Source organism: Gracilibacillus phocaeensis, assembly GCF_900626275.1.
GTDB classification, from domain to species: Bacteria; Bacillota; Bacilli; order Bacillales; family Amphibacillaceae; genus Gracilibacillus; species Gracilibacillus timonensis.
Window position 1 is genome coordinate 1200971 of the sequence record NZ_LR131144.1, and the last position, 16011, is coordinate 1216981.

Here is a 16011-nt window from a genome sequence, read left to right on the forward strand (position 1 = left end):
CTCCTAAAACAACTTATGCTTGAATGTTCTCATTGTCGATAATATTCTCATCATCTTCCAGCCCAAACTGAACATGTGATTCAATCCATTTTCGGCGTGGTTCCACCTTATCCCCCATTAATGTAGATACTCTGCGTTCCGCACGAGCCACGTCGTCTATCGTTACACGGATTAAGGTACGTGTTTCTGGGTTCATGGTTGTCTCCCAAAGCTGATCGGCATTCATTTCGCCTAACCCTTTATAACGCTGCAGGTGATAACCATTCTTGAACCTTTTCGTTACATCGGTAAGTTCATCTTCTGTCCAACAATACTCTACTTGTGCCTTTGCTCCCTTTCCTTTGGAGATCTGGTATAAGGGAGGTAGAGCAATAAATACTTTTCCTTGCTCAATGAGTGGTTTCATATACCGATAAAAAAACGTTAATAATAAAACTTGGATATGAGCACCATCCGTATCCGCATCGGTCATGATAACCACTTTGTTATATTGGCAGTCCTCAATCTCAAAATCACTGCCAACCCCTGCGCCAACGGTATGAATAATCGTCGATATCTCTTCATTTTTCAATATATCCACGAGTTTTGCCTTTTCCGTATTAACGACCTTTCCTCTTAAAGGTAACACCGCTTGAAATTTGCGATCACGTCCTTGCTTAGCAGACCCTCCTGCCGAATCACCCTCGACCAAATATAGTTCATTCTTCTCTGCATTGCGGGATTGAGCAGGGGTTAATTTACCGCTCAGCAAGGCATCCTTACGGCGCTTTTTCTTACCAGAACGTGCTTCTTCGCGTGCCTTTCTTGCCGCCATTCGGGCATCTTTAGCTCGAATCGCTTTTTTTATTAACATACTAGCACTATCCGGGTTTTCTTCCAAGAAATATAATAAGTTCTCTGCTACTATAGCGTCTACTACGGATCTCGCTTCGGCTGTTCCCAACTTACTTTTGGTTTGTCCTTCAAACTGTAGTTTCTCTTCTGGGATTTTAATGGCAATAACCGCTGTAAGTCCTTCGCGGATATCGTTCCCTTCCAGATTCTTATCCTTTTCTTTCAACAAGTTTACCTTTCTGGCATAATCATTAAATACTCTGGTGATAGCTGCTTTTGCCCCCGATTCATGCGTTCCACCGTCTTTGGTGCGGACGTTATTGACGAAGGACAAAATATTCTCTGCATAGCCATCGTTAAATTGAAAGGCAAAATCAAGTTCCATCTCCTGCTGCTCTCCTTCAAAAGAAACCACACTATGAAGCGCGTCTTTTTCTTCATTCAGATAAGCCACAAATTCTTGCAATCCATTTGGGTATTGATAGATTTCTTTATGATTCTCATTCCGTTCATCGACCAACTCTATTGTAATTCCTTTTAGTAGAAAAGCTGACTCTCGAAGCCGTTCAGCCAATATGTCGAACTGATAGGAATCTGTTGAAAAAATAGATCGATCAGGCTTAAAACTGATCACAGTACCTGTTTTTTTGGTTTTCCCTTTCTTTTCAAGTGTTGTAACTGGCTTTCCGCCATTTTCGAACCGTTGATAAAATGTTGTGCCATCACGATGTATGGTTACCTCTAACCATTCCGACAGCGCATTTACAACCGATGCACCTACCCCATGCAGTCCACCACTTGTTTTATAACCACCTTGACCAAATTTACCTCCAGCGTGCAGGACGGTCAAGATGACTTCCGGAGTTGGTCTCCCAGTTTGATGCATACCAGTTGGCATGCCACGCCCTTGATCTGCCACCGTTATACTTTGATCAGGATGTATCGTTACAGATATTTTTTGCCCGAAACCAGATAAGGCTTCGTCAACTGAGTTATCGACTATTTCAAAGACTAAGTGGTGAAGGCCGCGGGCATCGGTACTGCCAATATACATACCCGGTCGTTTCCTAACGGCCTCTAACCCTTCTAGTACTTGAATGGATTCATCGCTATACACTGCATTACTTTTGCTCATTCATTGTTCCCTCTCTTTCCCATACCACTTCCACATACGTTATTTCATTAATACGCTATGTGCTACTTTGATACATTGATTCATGATCACTTGTTTACCATGCTCCGTTAAATATTGATACACTTGTTTATCTTGCACTCCTTGCTGCATCCAAACAAACCTTGCATTTGTTTGGATGATATCCTCTGCTAAAGTAGGTAAAAAGATCGACCTGCGAAAAACATTAACCATATCAAAAGGTTCCTCAATTTCTGGTAAGCTATCGTACGCTTTTTCACCCAGGACCTCATCGATATGTGGATTTACCGGAATGATTCGATACCCGGCCTGTTGCATAGCTTTGGCAATTTGATAAGATGTTCGCTGCGGCTTATCGGAAAGTCCGACCACCGCAATTACCTCTGTTTCTGTTAGCATGTTGGTCATTAATTGTTGCTCGTTTTCCTTCTCCATCATAGCACACCTCATTTTTATTGATTAAATCATATAAATAGCGTATAAAGCAAGTAAACATTTTTTCTCGTACATAAGATTCAGAAAAAAATAGCCAGCTAGAGTATTCATTTCTCACAATACATGCTAAAATAAAGAAACCATAGCAATGATAACATGAATTAAGGGGTTTGATGATGGAATATATTATTTTTATTCTGCTTGCTTACCTGCTTGGATCGATACCTACGGGATTAATTATCGGTAAAGTCGGCTACCAAAAAGACATTAGAGAACATGGGAGTGGAAATTTAGGTGCCACCAATACCTTTCGTGTGTTAGGCCTTAAAGCAGGGATTATCGTAATAGTGGTTGACATTTTAAAAGGAACACTAGCAGCTACTCTGCCTATTTTATTCCACGCCGACGTCTATCCTTTGGCAATTGGTGTTTTCGCAGTAATTGGGCATATGTTTCCTCTATTCGCCAGATTCAAGGGTGGAAAAGCAGTGGCAACCTCAGCAGGTGTAATTCTAGGTGTGAATCCTTTAGTATTTGTCATTATGATCGCAAGTTTTTTGGTTATTTTATATGTAACAAAATATGTCTCTTTATCTTCTATGTTAACTGGAATCATTACAATTATTGTCACACTTGTACAACAAGATATTGGACTGATGGTTGTTACTTCCCTGTTAACCGCTGTCGTGATTTATCGTCATAAGGCAAATATTCGAAGGATTATCGATAAAACAGAACCGAAGATTACCTGGATGTAATAGGAAAAAGGAGGCATGCAATCGTGCTCTCCTTTTCTTTTTTTGAATAATCAAGAACACATGAAATACCTCTTGAAGTTATGACGAGGTAATCAATCCGCCTTCAACCACAGACATGAGCCAACCAGCAACAAAATTTAGAATGCCATTTAGGATAAATCAAACTGTACGATCTTACTTCCTCTCGTTATTTCCAATATGAAAGAAACGTAAACAGAGAAATACAAACCAATTCCATGCACCCTACTTTATATCTATTATAACAAATAGTACAATAGGAACCAGTAAGATGATCCTTTCCATCTAAATGGATTGGAATAAGGTTAATACATTGAATATTTCCGACAGATTGGGTATACTTTGAAATAGTGAAGAAGAAGAAAGGGGTCAAATCAATGGAAGAGTTTCCTGCCAAACAATTACCTAGTAAACAAGAACGTCATAAATTGTTTGGGTCTGTTGCACCTGGTGAAAAGACGAAACCAACAGAAAAAGCTAAAATGAAAGATCTTCAAAATACAAAAAAGGATTTTTTATTTCCAATAAATCAGGTAGGGATCGCAAACGTCAAGCACCCAATTCAGGTCACAAGCCAATTGCTGCCTGAGACCCAAACAACGATCGGGACATTTAAGTTAACATCCTCGATTGAAAAGGATCATAAGGGCACCAACATGAGTCGTTTTACCGAGTTAATGCAGCTATACAGCAAGGATGGGGCATTTAACCTGTCGATAGCAACCTTGAAGCAGTTCAGCAAAGAAATGGCGACTCGTTTGGAACAAAAGGATACACAAATCACGGTTTCCTTTCCTTGGTTTTTTGAAAGAAAAGGGCCATCATCTGATATAGCTGGTTATAATCATGCCGAGGCTGCATTGACGGTCGTTTATGATCAAGATACTGGCTATCATATTACAGCCTCCTTGAAAGGAACGATTACGACTTTATGCCCTTGTTCGAAGGAAATCAGTGAATACAGCGCACACAACCAACGTGGTATTGTAAGTATGGAGGTCACATTAAATCCTGATTTTGATGAAAAAGACAAGGATTGGAAGTATCTCCTCTTAGAAGCCGCAGAAAGCAATGCCAGTGCTCGGATCCATCCGATATTGAAGCGCCCGGATGAGAAAATGGTCACTGAACAAGCTTATGAGAATCCACGCTTTGTAGAGGATATTGTCCGATTAGTGGCAGCTGATTTGTATGAAATGCCCTTTGTGGAGAAATTCACGGTCCACTGTCAAAATGAAGAATCGATTCATTTGCATGATGCCATAGCAACCATTACTTATGACAAATCGCTGCATACTTGAGGTGAAACAAGGTGAGAAGAATATTTATTGGTATTATCCGTTTCTATCAACGTTTTATCAGTCCGCTTTTTCCACCTACTTGTCGATTTCATCCTAGCTGTTCTAATTATAGCCTGGAATGCTTTCGGCGTTTTCCTGTATGGAAGGCAATTTATTTAACCATTAAAAGGGTTATCAAATGTCATCCGTTCCATCCCGGTGGCTTTGATCCCGTACCCGAAAAAAAGACCGATGTCAGATAAAAAGGCATTCGGTTTTTTTGTTAGAAAAGAATATACTCCTTAGAATCATAGGATTTGGAACGATGTTGATCTTGCACTTACCGGAGCAACGATAAGATGGACTATTTTACATAATCCGTCTTATCGGCGATTTCGTACTTGCTTTGATTGAGCGGTAAAGGACCAGGTTATCTTACTGGTCGTAAATGCAGCAATCAATGTGAGTAAGGAATGCTCTCACCGTGTTCCCCATACAGCAAATCATTCTTTCCTTGTAAGCAACGTTTACTTCCGACAGATCTCGCCATCACAAACGAAATTGTTCGATTTGCTGCCATTGGTTCTCCTTCTGTAAAATATCTTTCTGTATACCGCCAAACAAATCAAAATGCGGAAATTGCGGGTCTAAATGGATCCATTGTTCTTGTAAACCATAACGTTGCCCCCATGCGACCAACTTATCATAATCACTACATCCTACTTTGGTTACCGTTCTACAGTCAGGAAAGCGATCATCCAACCAATAATGGGTTAAAAAAGAGATTTTGCCTTGCTGTACATCCTGTTTCCACTGTTTAAGCGTCGGACGGTCAATACCAAAGGCCATTATTGCGCTTCTCCATGCAGAGCACGTTGGTAGGCTTGATCCCATTGTGGAAAATGTTTTTTTAACGAAAGTGGTCTGAAATTCGTTTTCCTTACAATCACATGCTGAGTAGTTCCTGTTACAGCGGGCTGTCCTGCTTGATCCAAAACCTGATAACCATATGTTGTGCGTACACCATTGTAGGATTCAAGCCATGTTTCTACCGTTGCTGCTTCTCCATAACGAATAGGATGCTTGAATTGAATATCAGCATCTATTACAGGTGAAACCACTCCTTCTGCTTCCATTTCATGATACCGAAAGCCTAGTGATTCCACAAATGCTGTCCTGCCAATCTCAAACCAAATTAAATAATTGGCATGATAAACGACTCCCATCTGATCTGTTTCTTGATATCTGACTTGAATTGGTGTTGTAACCTTTCTCATTACTTCGTCCTCCTAATTGACTGCCACGCTAGCTCAAAATCTTTTTTGGTTAAACATTGTAATTGCTTACGATCTTCTATATCCATATCCATTCTTAGGGCCTGGTATTGAATCGCCTCATTAATAAGGTTGACAATGAACCTGCCATTCCCTGCTATCACGCGATCAGAAAAGCATTCCCTTAAAAAAGGGAGTACCTCTTCATCTAATTGGTATTGGTAGGAGGTGACATGGTAACGAACCATTTCTAACAGCTCACCCTCCGTATAATCTTGAAAATGAAAATACTTCTTAAAACGAGATTCCAAACCGGGGTTACTCGCAATGAATTGTTCCATTTCATCTTTATATCCGGCTAAAATGACCACAAGGTTCTCATTATGTTTCGTCATTTCATCCACCAGCGTATCAATGGCTTCTTTACCGAAGTCCCTTTCCCCACGGTATAAGGAATAAGCCTCATCAATAAACAATACACCGCCTAAGGCTTGTCTGATCTTATTCTTGGTCTTGCCAGCCGTTTGTCCGACATAACCTGCAACAAGATCGCTTCTAGAGGCAATTACTAAATGACCTCGCTTTAAAAGACCACATTGTTTTAAAATTTGTGCAAATAGCTTGGCGACCGTCGTCTTCCCAGTGCCTGGATTACCTGAAAACACCGAATGCAATTGAATCGGAACGGATGGCAAATCTAAAGACTTCCGTTTCTGTTGTACTCGGACAAAGGAAGATAATTTTTTGACTTCTTCCTTGACTTGTCGCAGGCCGATTAATTGTTCCAAGGTGTTCATTGGCACAGAAGTATCCTGTTGATCATCCAAATCGGTGATATCCCCTTCGGTAATCCGCATATGCTTGATCCAGTCACCATCAAATGTCATATGATGATTTGCTCCAATATGAAAAATAACTTGAAGTACTAAATCCTTAACCGTCCGTGCATTACCAAAAGAGTCATCCACCCTTGCTTTCTCAATTAATGAAAGAAAACGATTTCTCGCTTTTTCTGTGAAAAAATAATCGTTCTGCAGGGCGGTATCTTCTCCAATTTGCAATAGCTCTTCGTCATTAAAATCTGGCAGTTTAATTAGGTTCCCCTCTGGAAAACGACTACGCAGACCTTGATTAGCCCATAGGAAATGCTCCATTTCTTCCGGATATCCCGCAAGAATCACGACAAATTGCTCTGCATATTCATAACTTGTCATACTGGATACTAATGTATCAATGACGGCTTGACCATAGTCATTTCCCGGTTGATCTTCGCGTTTCAGGTTGTAGGCCTCATCAATAAATAAAACCCCTCCTAACGCCTTTTTGACATAATTAAGGGTATTCTCCTCACTCTGGCCCATAAAAGAACCAACCAGCTGTGATCGGTTTACTTCTACCACCTGATCCGTTTTTAAAATACCTAAACGATGATAAATAGTCGCCAGCAGTCTGGCAATCGTCGTCTTACCAGTTCCAGGGTTCCCAGTGATCACCATGTGGAGTCCCTGCTCATCATTCATTTGAAAACCTGCCTCTTTCCGTTGCTGTTGATATTTCAAATAATGATAGTACTGATTAATATACTGTTTGACGTCCTCTAACCCAACCATTTGATTTAATTCTTCTAACGGATCTGCTGACACTTCTTCCTTCATTACCTCTGGTAAGGCATCATAAAACAAGGTGATGAAATACCGAAGCTGCTCCACTGCTTCATTGTATGGCTGAATATCTTTAGTTGATTTCCGCTGTTCCAGTGCGTACACCATGCCCTCTGCGATGTCTTCGATTTGTTCTATCTGGTTAAATAACTGATGATAGGCCTTGCCAATTTTTGAATTGCTTGCTGTTTGCTCCATTTTTAGCGGCTCGATCTGCCCTATTTCCTTCAACAAACCCTTTGATTTTCTTAATTTAACCGGGTCAAAATCGGTTTCGCGAAGCTGGTATTGCAGCCAATCAATCGCTACAAATTCATTGTAAACCGACAAATAATGATGAAGTGACTGCATCTCTTTAATGATCGGCTGCTCGGTTTCCTGCTTCCATCCCTCTATCTGTTTTTGCAAATGATCATCCGTAACATTTCGCTTTAATCGATAAAAAATCAACATGCTGTATAATATGGCCAGGCTGTCCTTGTCCGCTTCAATGGATTCTTGCTCTAATGTATCCAATATTCGCAAAATCTCAATTTCTGTGAAAGGTGGAATGTCGTCCAGCGAGTTCCATTGGAAGATCTTCGCTTTGATTTGTTCCCATCTTTGTAATGTCATAAACATCCCCCTCCTATTTAACGCTTATCCTCTGTTAAGCTCATTAATTCTTCTTCCATTTGTTCATAGGTCAACGGTCCATTTATTCGTTTCATGATCTGCTGGTCCTCGGTACGAATGATAAATGAAGTAGGCATGTTGATGATCGAATAGAGATCGTATATCTCATTTTCCTCATCTAATAAAATCGGGTATTCTAAGTCAAGATCATGAACAAAGTTATCTACTTTATTCCGAGAGCGTTCGACATCGGTTACGTTAACAGCAAGGACTTGTATCTTATCTTGATGGTTGTCTTGAAATTTCTGGAGATCTGGCATCTCATCCACACAAGGCGGACACCATGTCGCCCAGAAGTTTAAAAAAATAAAGTCTTGTTCCTGATCAAACGCCTCTAACTGATCTCCTGATAAGGTCTCTAAAGAAAAGGCAGGTGCCGGCCCCCCTTCTTGCAATTGCGATACATTAGGAGCCGTAATCGTCACTCCTTCGGCAGAGGTATCCCCTGTCACATCTACAATATTTGGGTCTTGCTCTTCTAGGTTAAATAAATCATTGGCATTCATCACTAACACGACAACGATTAAACTCACAAGAATACCAACGGAAAGGATATTTCTCCACATGCTGCTTCACCTACTACATTAGAAAATGATTACATTAAACCTTATTATAACGAATTTCAGGACAAGCGTCTAACAATCCATTTCATTAGTTTACATAATAATGTTATAGTAAATAAAAAAGTTTGTAGCCAAACACGCGGACATATTCAACCACACTCGTATTACCTTCTGTCATCTTTTTAACTTATTACTCAAGTTTCGGACAAGACAAATAAGCTTCAATACTTGGTACTAAAGGGATAATATAGTTTTTATTATCAGGCTACATCAGTATGAAGCAGCGATTTCCGCAAATAATCAGGTAATTTGCGGAAGAACCGATTAAAAAACTCGTTGATTTGTTCATCAGTTAGTAGATATTCTTCTACCATTGTTGAACCGATTAATTCTAGGATAGTCATCAATGCTTGTGCAAATCGGATATCTTCTATCTCATCACAACACACATAGAAAAGTTGACCAATTGTTCTATGGTCTTCTTCTTCCCGTACGCTAAGTGACAACATCATGTAACGCAGGAAAACAATTGTAGTGTGTGCAGTCATGGAATCATAGCTACGGCATTGAAATTCCTTTGCCAGTCGCAAATTGGATTTGACCACCCTGAAAAAGCACTCGATCTCCCAGCGCTTGCCATAAATACGGATAGCATCTTCTTCCGTGTGTTCGAGGTTGGTTGTTAAAAGCGCAAGCCATTGTTTGGAACGATTTCTATCACGAACAAATACAATGCGTGCTTGAATTTCATTCCCATTTTTATCGTCATGGCGAAGTCCAACTACAATGTTCGCAAGGATCTTAGCACGTCCACGCTTTTTACGAACTTTCTTGTAAAGCTGGTTCAATGTGTAAGATTCACCTTCATAGGTGTAGTGAATTTTAGGTGAACGTTTGATCATACAAACAACATCTAGCGAATAGTTTTTTATGATTTTCGATATGATAGCTGGATATGCGAACCAACTGTCAAAAAGAACCGTTTTCGCACCTAGCTTATTTGGGTTAATGGAATCGAGAAGATCAAACATCGTCTCTGTACTTTTTTTCGTTGCCTCTTGGCGTCTTTTATAACCGACTGTTCGCTTGTCTATATTTGAATCGACGTCTTGAAAACGATTTTTCTCATTTTTTGAACTTAAAAGCGAAAAAGCAAGTGGCATAAAAGAAGCTCCGTCTGACCAGCCAAGCGTGAGCATACGAAATCCCTTAAAGTATCTTCCGGTTGTATGGTCTTTCACTCTGGCAAGCAGTTCGACCGCTTTACTGCGATTGCGGCTGAACAAAGAATCATCAAATATGAGAACTCGGTCACGATCCTCGGAAGTTAAAGGGAGCAAGAATTTCATAACAAGATTAGAGCCAACATTGGAAAGGAATTTACGCCAGTTATAAGTTGGGTTTTTCAAGAACTCATACACCGTATCCTTTTCAAAATCCTTTGAAACACGTTCTGATTCAAGCGCCCTGGAAAAACTCATTCCATGAAGTACAAGTGCGAAAATAAATTGCATAATAAGACGTGGGGAAAATCCTTTTTCCTTGTGAACATGGGCCTGATTAAGAAAAGTTCCAATCTTAGCTTGAGTAAAAAACTGCAGCATACGGGAATTTGATTTTTCATTTTCATTAGAATTTGGTAAAATAGTAGACACGGAAAACATCCTTTCTTTGGTTGGTGTGGTGCCTATATTTTACCAAAGAATAGGGTGTTTTTTGTATTTTAATGATAATTATTTCATTCCAAGACTAAGTGCAACAAGGAGTCAGGTCATTTTTTAAACTCCGAAACTTGAGTTATTACAATAAAATACAGATGAGTCCTTTATTGCTAATCAAAAAGAGCTACTGACTGTCAATTCATTTAAAATCAAAATCGTTCCACTCCTATAATATCAAGAATAATACTTTCTTCTTTTAAGAAAAATCGGAAAAAATTCGCCCGGTCCTTTACGAATAACTAAAAGTAGCCACTGAACTGCCGATAAGATAGATTATGTAAAGTAGTTTGCTTTTCTTTAGTGGTGAGTTTGCCCGTTTTTTTATGCTAGGCGAGCGCTCCGGGAATATGCTGCGCTTTTACCCACAGGGCATAAGTCAACAAGCGACTCGAGTAAAGAACACTCTCGCCGTGTTTCCTATACCGTGGGGCTGGCTTCAGCTAATTTGCAAAAGAAGAGCACTTTTACAAGTGGATCTTCAGATCGTCCTGCGATGCACAGGACGTGCAAGTGCAGGCGTTGCAACAAATGGGCTTCGGTGGGGCGAGTAATCGCAGTCCCAGGACGTTGCGATTTTAGCCTGTAAACCATTTTCCAGTCTACACCTATTTCCTCCGCTAGATTGAAGTACAACAATAGTTATCACTGCAAGGAGAAAGCGTTCTAGGTACCTAGATACTGTGTAGCAAAAGGGAAAAATCGTCAACGGATTCTTCGGCTGCGTAATGGATCATGGTACAAATATAAAAGTCATAACATAGGATCAAGCCGTTCTCAGAAAAAGGTTATGCGGTTTTCTTATTGGCAGAAATATAGTGTCTGGAACACTTCATCCTAACAGTCATTCGATTGTAGTGCTACTACCCAGCGGAACCTATTTCCGAAGCATTTCCTAGCACATAAAAACGTTCAACATGATCACTTGGAATAGCCTTTTACTTAACATCATCTATCTTATCGGTACCACCATTCGTTCAAGATCAAAATCGGTCCACCTCCTATCATACTCAGAATTCTATACTCCCTCTATATACTAACGTTTTCTCTTGTTTTCTTTGTTTTTCTTAGAATTTCATTTTTATTTGAATGGATTATGAACATCTTTACTAGCTATAACCAAACAATTCATGCAGTTTTTGAGGAAAAGGGTGTACTTAATAAGCCATCCTTTTCTTTTGAAAAAAATGGTAATATATGGTGTTATGATCGCACAATAAATCCCACAATACTCATGGTGACAAACCCTCCCACATCTCACAGCGTCATTGCGCACACATTCCTTCGTTCGGTCTATCCATGAAGTGGGGGCCGGCGATGCTTTCCTACAGGGTCATTGCCCGATTGTATAAAAATTTGCCGACTGCTCCGTGCTTCAGATGTTATTGTAAAACCAACTAAAATCAACATTCTAAAAATGGCTCTCGTTAAAACAGAGTAAAACCGTTCGTCTAATTAAGCTGCATCTTGTAAACGAAAATGCGGAATATCACGTAACATCCTTTCTGGACTAAATGCTACTTGCTTCTTACCTACAGTAAACAACACTCGAATCAACTTACAACACAAGGCAATTAAGGATTGCTTTTTCTTTAATGGATTTTCTTTTCTTGTTGTAAAATACTCATGTAATGCTTTAAATGCAGGGTTATGATTGACTAAGGGCAAAATGACTTTAAAAAGTAGGGCACGTAGTTTAGGGCGCCCCCTCTTGGTAATGACCGTTTTTCCTTTCCATTTTCCTGACGTTTCCAGTTTTAAGTTCAACCCTGCTAACTTAATGATCTGTTCTGGATGAACATACTTGTTTAAATCTCCTACTTCTGCTAAGAAGGCAGCTATCGTAATATCTCCTATCCCTTTAATATCCGTCATTTCCTTTACACCTGGAATGGTGCCCATTAATTCTTCTATCATTTTCCACACTTCATTCATTTTTTCATGAAGGAGAGTATATTGATCCATCAGTGTGATGATTTTCATCCTCGCCATGGTTCTACCTTCCTGAAGACCTATAGAATGACGCGCAGTTTCTTTTAATTGTCGGACCTTTTTCAATCCAACTCCTCTTTTGACCTCTTTACGGATTTCTGAAAGTATTGTCATTTCATCTGTTTCCACGATTTCATCCGGAAACAAACCCATTTTTAATACTTGTATCGATGATTGTCCTTCCCATTTCGCAAAGACTGCTGTATATTCCGGGAAGTACCTGTCGATCCATTGATGAACGCGGCCTTGTACTGCTTGAAGGTCCTTCATTAATTGATCGTACATATTCATACCTTCTCGAAGTTCTGCATAGATTCCTTCTGGTAAGTGCGGTTCAGAATAGCGGCCATCTTGGATTAAGCGTGAAATAACCCTAGCATCTTTCACATCATTCTTCGTCGGTGAGTTGTCATCTAGCTCTTTTGACTTTTTCACATGGGCTGGATTAACGACAACGACTTTTTGGTGTTTCTCCATTAGCCAATAAGCTAATGGCAGCCAATAATGCCCAGTAGGTTCCATACCTATCATTCTATGATGTTTATTGTTTTCCAAGGCTAATTCATTCATCCAACACATAAAGTGCTGAAAACCTTCCAAACTATTGTCAAAGTACAATGCTTTTCCGAACTGAATCCCTCGAAAGTCTTGGGCACGGGCAACATGCCTTTCTTTGGCAATGTCTACCCCTACAATTAGAGTTTCATCCGTGAGTTGTAATATCTTTTCATTTTGTTTATAATTCATGATAGTCCTCCTTGGTTTTATTTAAGGGTCCATTTTTGCTGATCAGCTGTGGACACCTCGTATCATACCAAGGGGGCTTTTTTGGTTCAATCCTCATTTTGCTTTATTACAGGAATGCTTTCTTACCTTTGCACAAAAAAAGAGACCGGGGATCCCAGTCTCTTTCCATTGTTTATGCTAGTTTATTTCGTAATACCATTTGCAGGATTCCACCATGTCGATAATAATCTACTTCCACATCACTATCAAAACGAGCAATCACTTTAAATTCTGTGGTTTTTCCGTCTTCATCGGTAGCAATCACTTTTACAAGATCACGTGGTTGAACTGTTTCATCCACTTGCACCTCAAATGTCTCTTTACCTGTCAACCCAAGAGAATCAGGACTGTCTCCATCTTGGAATTGCAATGGCAGCACGCCCATCATAACAAGGTTAGAACGGTGAATTCGCTCAAAACTTTGTGCAATAACCGTTTTGATTCCAAGTAGATTGGTCCCTTTAGCAGCCCAGTCACGCGAGCTTCCCATACCATAATCGTTACCTGCTAATACGACAAGACCTGTATTATCTTGTTGATATTTCATCGCTGCATCATAAATCGGCATCACGTCACCCGTTGGCCAATAGGTAGTAAAACCACCTTCTGTCCCAGGTGCTAATTGGTTTTTAATACGAATATTAGCGAATGTACCGCGCATCATAACCTCATGATTTCCACGACGAGAACCGTAAGAGTTAAAATAACGTGGAGATACATCCTTTGCTTGTAAATATTGTCCTGCTGGCATATCTTTGGCAATCGCACCTGCTGGTGAGATATGGTCTGTTGTGACGGAATCACCAAATTTACCAACAACACGCATATTAGAAAGTGTTTCTACCTTACCTGGTTCCTTAGCAAGGTTTTCAAAGAACGGCGGGTTTTGAATATAAGTGGAGTCTTCATTCCAAGTATACAATGGCTCGTCCGTTGTTTCAATTTGATTCCATTTTTCATTAGAGTTAAATACATTCTCGTACTCTCTGCGGAAGATTTCAGGTGTTACTACTTGTGCCACCTCTTGACGAACTTCTTCCATTGAAGGCCAAATATCATCAAAAAATACGTCATTACCCTCTTGATCTTGACCAATCGGATCATTTTTCAAGTCGATATCCACCGTCCCAGCTAGTGCGTAGGCAACGACTAACGGCGGAGAAGCCAAGTAGTTCGCTTTAACAAGCGGATGGATACGACCTTCAAAGTTACGGTTACCAGACAATACAGAAGCAACCGTCAGATCATTGTCGGCAATTCCTTTTTCGATTTCTTCACGTAACGGACCAGAGTTACCGATACATGTCGTACATCCATAGCCTACAAGGTTAAAGCCTAATTGATCTAGATAAGGCGTAAGCCCAGCGTCTTCTAAATACCCTGTTACTACTTTAGAACCTGGTGCCAAAGATGTTTTGACATAATCAGGCACAGACAATCCTTTCTCCACTGCCTTCTTCGCTAGTAAACCAGCCCCTAGCATCACATATGGGTTGGATGTATTCGTACAAGAAGTAATAGCAGCAATAGCTACAGCACCGGTTTTCATCACTGATTTTTTTCCGTTTGGATGATCAATTTCTACCACTTTATCAAATTCATCCTTATCTAATCCAAAACCTTGATTGCCAGCCGGAGCAGTGATTGCTTGATTAAATGAATTCTGCATCGCGGATAAGGGAATTAAGTCTTGTGGACGTTTTGGTCCAGAAAGGTTAGGTTCTAATTCGGATAAATTAATTTCTACTAATTCGGTGAAATCGGCATCTGGCTGATCAGGAGAATACCATAAGCTGTTTTCTTTACAATATTTCTCCACTAAATCAATTTGCTCTTCACTTCGGCCGGTAAGACGAAGATAGTTTAATGCCTCTCGATCTACGGGGAAGAAACCACATGTTGCACCATATTCCGGCGCCATGTTAGAAATAGTTGCACGGTCAGCAAGCGGCATATCTTGAAGCCCCGGTCCAAAGAATTCTACAAACTTGCCTACTACTTTCTTTTCACGAAGCACTTGGGTAACCTTAAGGGCTAAGTCTGTTGCCGTAGTTCCATTTGGAAAACTTCCTGTGAATTTAACACCAATTACTTCTGGAGCAGGAAAATAAGAAGGTTGTCCAAGCATACCTGCTTCTGCTTCAATACCACCAACACCCCAGCCAAGAACACCTAGACCATTGATCATGGTAGTATGGGAATCCGTTCCCACTAAGGTGTCAGGAAATGTATCAATCTCGCCATCTTGGTTCTCTATGGCATGTACCACATTAGCAATATATTCTAGATTGACTTGGTGCACAATACCAGTTGCTGGTGGTACCGCGCGGTAGTTATCAAATGCTTTCTGTGCCCAATTTAAGAATTCGTAACGCTCGGCGTTTCGTTCAAATTCAAGTTCCATGTTTGCTTGTAATGCATTCGTTGTACCATACTCATCCACTTGTACAGAGTGGTCAATAACTAGATCGACGGGTACTTCTGGGTTAATACTGTCAGGTGAGCCACCCATATCGACCATCGCTTTACGTAAAGAAGCCAAGTCAACTACTGCTGGAACACCAGTGAAATCCTGCAAAATAACGCGAGATGGTTTGAATGGCACATCCTCCCCTTTCTCTTTTCCCCAGTTAGCTAAACTTTTGATATGTCCATCTTGTATGACACGTCCATCCTGTTGTCGAATTAATGATTCCAATAACACACGAATGGAAAAAGGTAAACGGTCAATGTTACCGACACCTGCTTCTTCTAAAGCTTTTAATTGATAATAGTTATACGTTTTTCCGTTCAATTCAAATTGCTTTTTTGTTTGAAATGAATTTTGATTACTCATTCAGTCAATTACCCCCTTGACAAAAAAT

The 16011-nt window shown here is 40.2% G+C and carries 12 protein-coding genes; 3 read left to right on the plus strand and 9 right to left on the minus strand.

The features are described 5' to 3' along the window. Window positions 1-13 precede the first annotated feature (13 nt). Entirely contained in the window at window positions 14-1969 is a 1956-nt protein-coding gene (gene parE, locus E0E32_RS13560) for a DNA topoisomerase IV subunit B (RefSeq protein WP_130859974.1), read from the minus strand. A 39-nt stretch (window positions 1970-2008) separates the two neighbouring features. After that, complete coding sequence (locus tag E0E32_RS13565; RefSeq protein WP_130860206.1) at window positions 2009-2422, minus strand: CoA-binding protein; 414 nt, start codon at window positions 2420-2422, stop codon at window positions 2009-2011. Between the two features lie 176 nt (window positions 2423-2598). Here E0E32_RS13565 and plsY point away from each other — a divergent pair, with 176 nt between their 5' ends. The 3 genes from plsY (at window position 2599) to yidD (ending at window position 4741) form a co-directional block, all read left to right on the plus strand. Then, window positions 2599-3180: a glycerol-3-phosphate 1-O-acyltransferase PlsY gene (plsY, locus tag E0E32_RS13570; protein WP_066193603.1), complete on the plus strand. Its 582-nt coding sequence runs from the start codon at window positions 2599-2601 to the stop codon at window positions 3178-3180. 395 nt (window positions 3181-3575) lie between these two features. Then, window positions 3576-4499 carry a GTP cyclohydrolase FolE2 gene (folE2, locus tag E0E32_RS13575; RefSeq protein ID WP_066193605.1) on the plus strand — a complete coding sequence of 308 codons (924 nt, stop codon included), beginning with the start codon at window positions 3576-3578 and terminating at the stop codon, window positions 4497-4499. 11 nt (window positions 4500-4510) lie between these two features. Then, window positions 4511-4741, plus strand: a complete 231-nt coding sequence (gene yidD, locus E0E32_RS13580; RefSeq protein WP_078060135.1) for a membrane protein insertion efficiency factor YidD — start codon at window positions 4511-4513, stop codon at window positions 4739-4741. A 286-nt stretch (window positions 4742-5027) separates the two neighbouring features. Here the strand turns inward: yidD and E0E32_RS13585 are convergent, their stop codons facing one another. The 7 genes from E0E32_RS13585 to acnA all read right to left on the minus strand — a co-directional run bounded on the left by E0E32_RS13585 (window position 5028) and on the right by acnA (window position 15983). Next, window positions 5028-5327 carry a hypothetical protein gene (locus E0E32_RS13585; protein ID WP_130859975.1) on the minus strand — a complete coding sequence of 100 codons (300 nt, stop codon included), beginning with the start codon at window positions 5325-5327 and terminating at the stop codon, window positions 5028-5030. After that, entirely contained in the window at window positions 5327-5755 is a 429-nt protein-coding gene (locus E0E32_RS13590) for an acyl-CoA thioesterase (protein WP_130859976.1), read from the minus strand. Before E0E32_RS13590 ends, E0E32_RS13585 begins: the two co-directional genes overlap by 1 nt. Continuing rightward, the gene (locus E0E32_RS13595; RefSeq protein WP_130859977.1) at window positions 5755-8028 is read right to left on the minus strand and encodes an AAA family ATPase; all 2274 of its coding nucleotides are present in this window, start codon (window positions 8026-8028) and stop codon (window positions 5755-5757) included. Before E0E32_RS13595 ends, E0E32_RS13590 begins: the two co-directional genes overlap by 1 nt. Before the next feature lie 17 nt (window positions 8029-8045). Beyond that, window positions 8046-8654 carry a TlpA family protein disulfide reductase gene (locus tag E0E32_RS13600; RefSeq protein ID WP_130859978.1) on the minus strand — a complete coding sequence of 203 codons (609 nt, stop codon included), beginning with the start codon at window positions 8652-8654 and terminating at the stop codon, window positions 8046-8048. 257 nt (window positions 8655-8911) lie between these two features. Continuing rightward, a complete protein-coding gene (locus tag E0E32_RS13605) occupies window positions 8912-10306 on the minus strand; it encodes an IS4 family transposase (RefSeq protein ID WP_130859979.1) in 1395 nt (464 codons plus the stop codon). 1518 nt (window positions 10307-11824) lie between these two features. Next, window positions 11825-13108, minus strand: a complete 1284-nt coding sequence (locus E0E32_RS13610) for an IS110 family RNA-guided transposase (RefSeq protein ID WP_130859033.1) — start codon at window positions 13106-13108, stop codon at window positions 11825-11827. A 172-nt stretch (window positions 13109-13280) separates the two neighbouring features. Beyond that, on the minus strand, window positions 13281-15983 hold the full coding sequence (acnA, locus tag E0E32_RS13615; RefSeq protein WP_130859980.1) for an aconitate hydratase AcnA: 2703 nt from the start codon (window positions 15981-15983) through the stop codon (window positions 13281-13283). Window positions 15984-16011 lie beyond the last annotated feature (28 nt).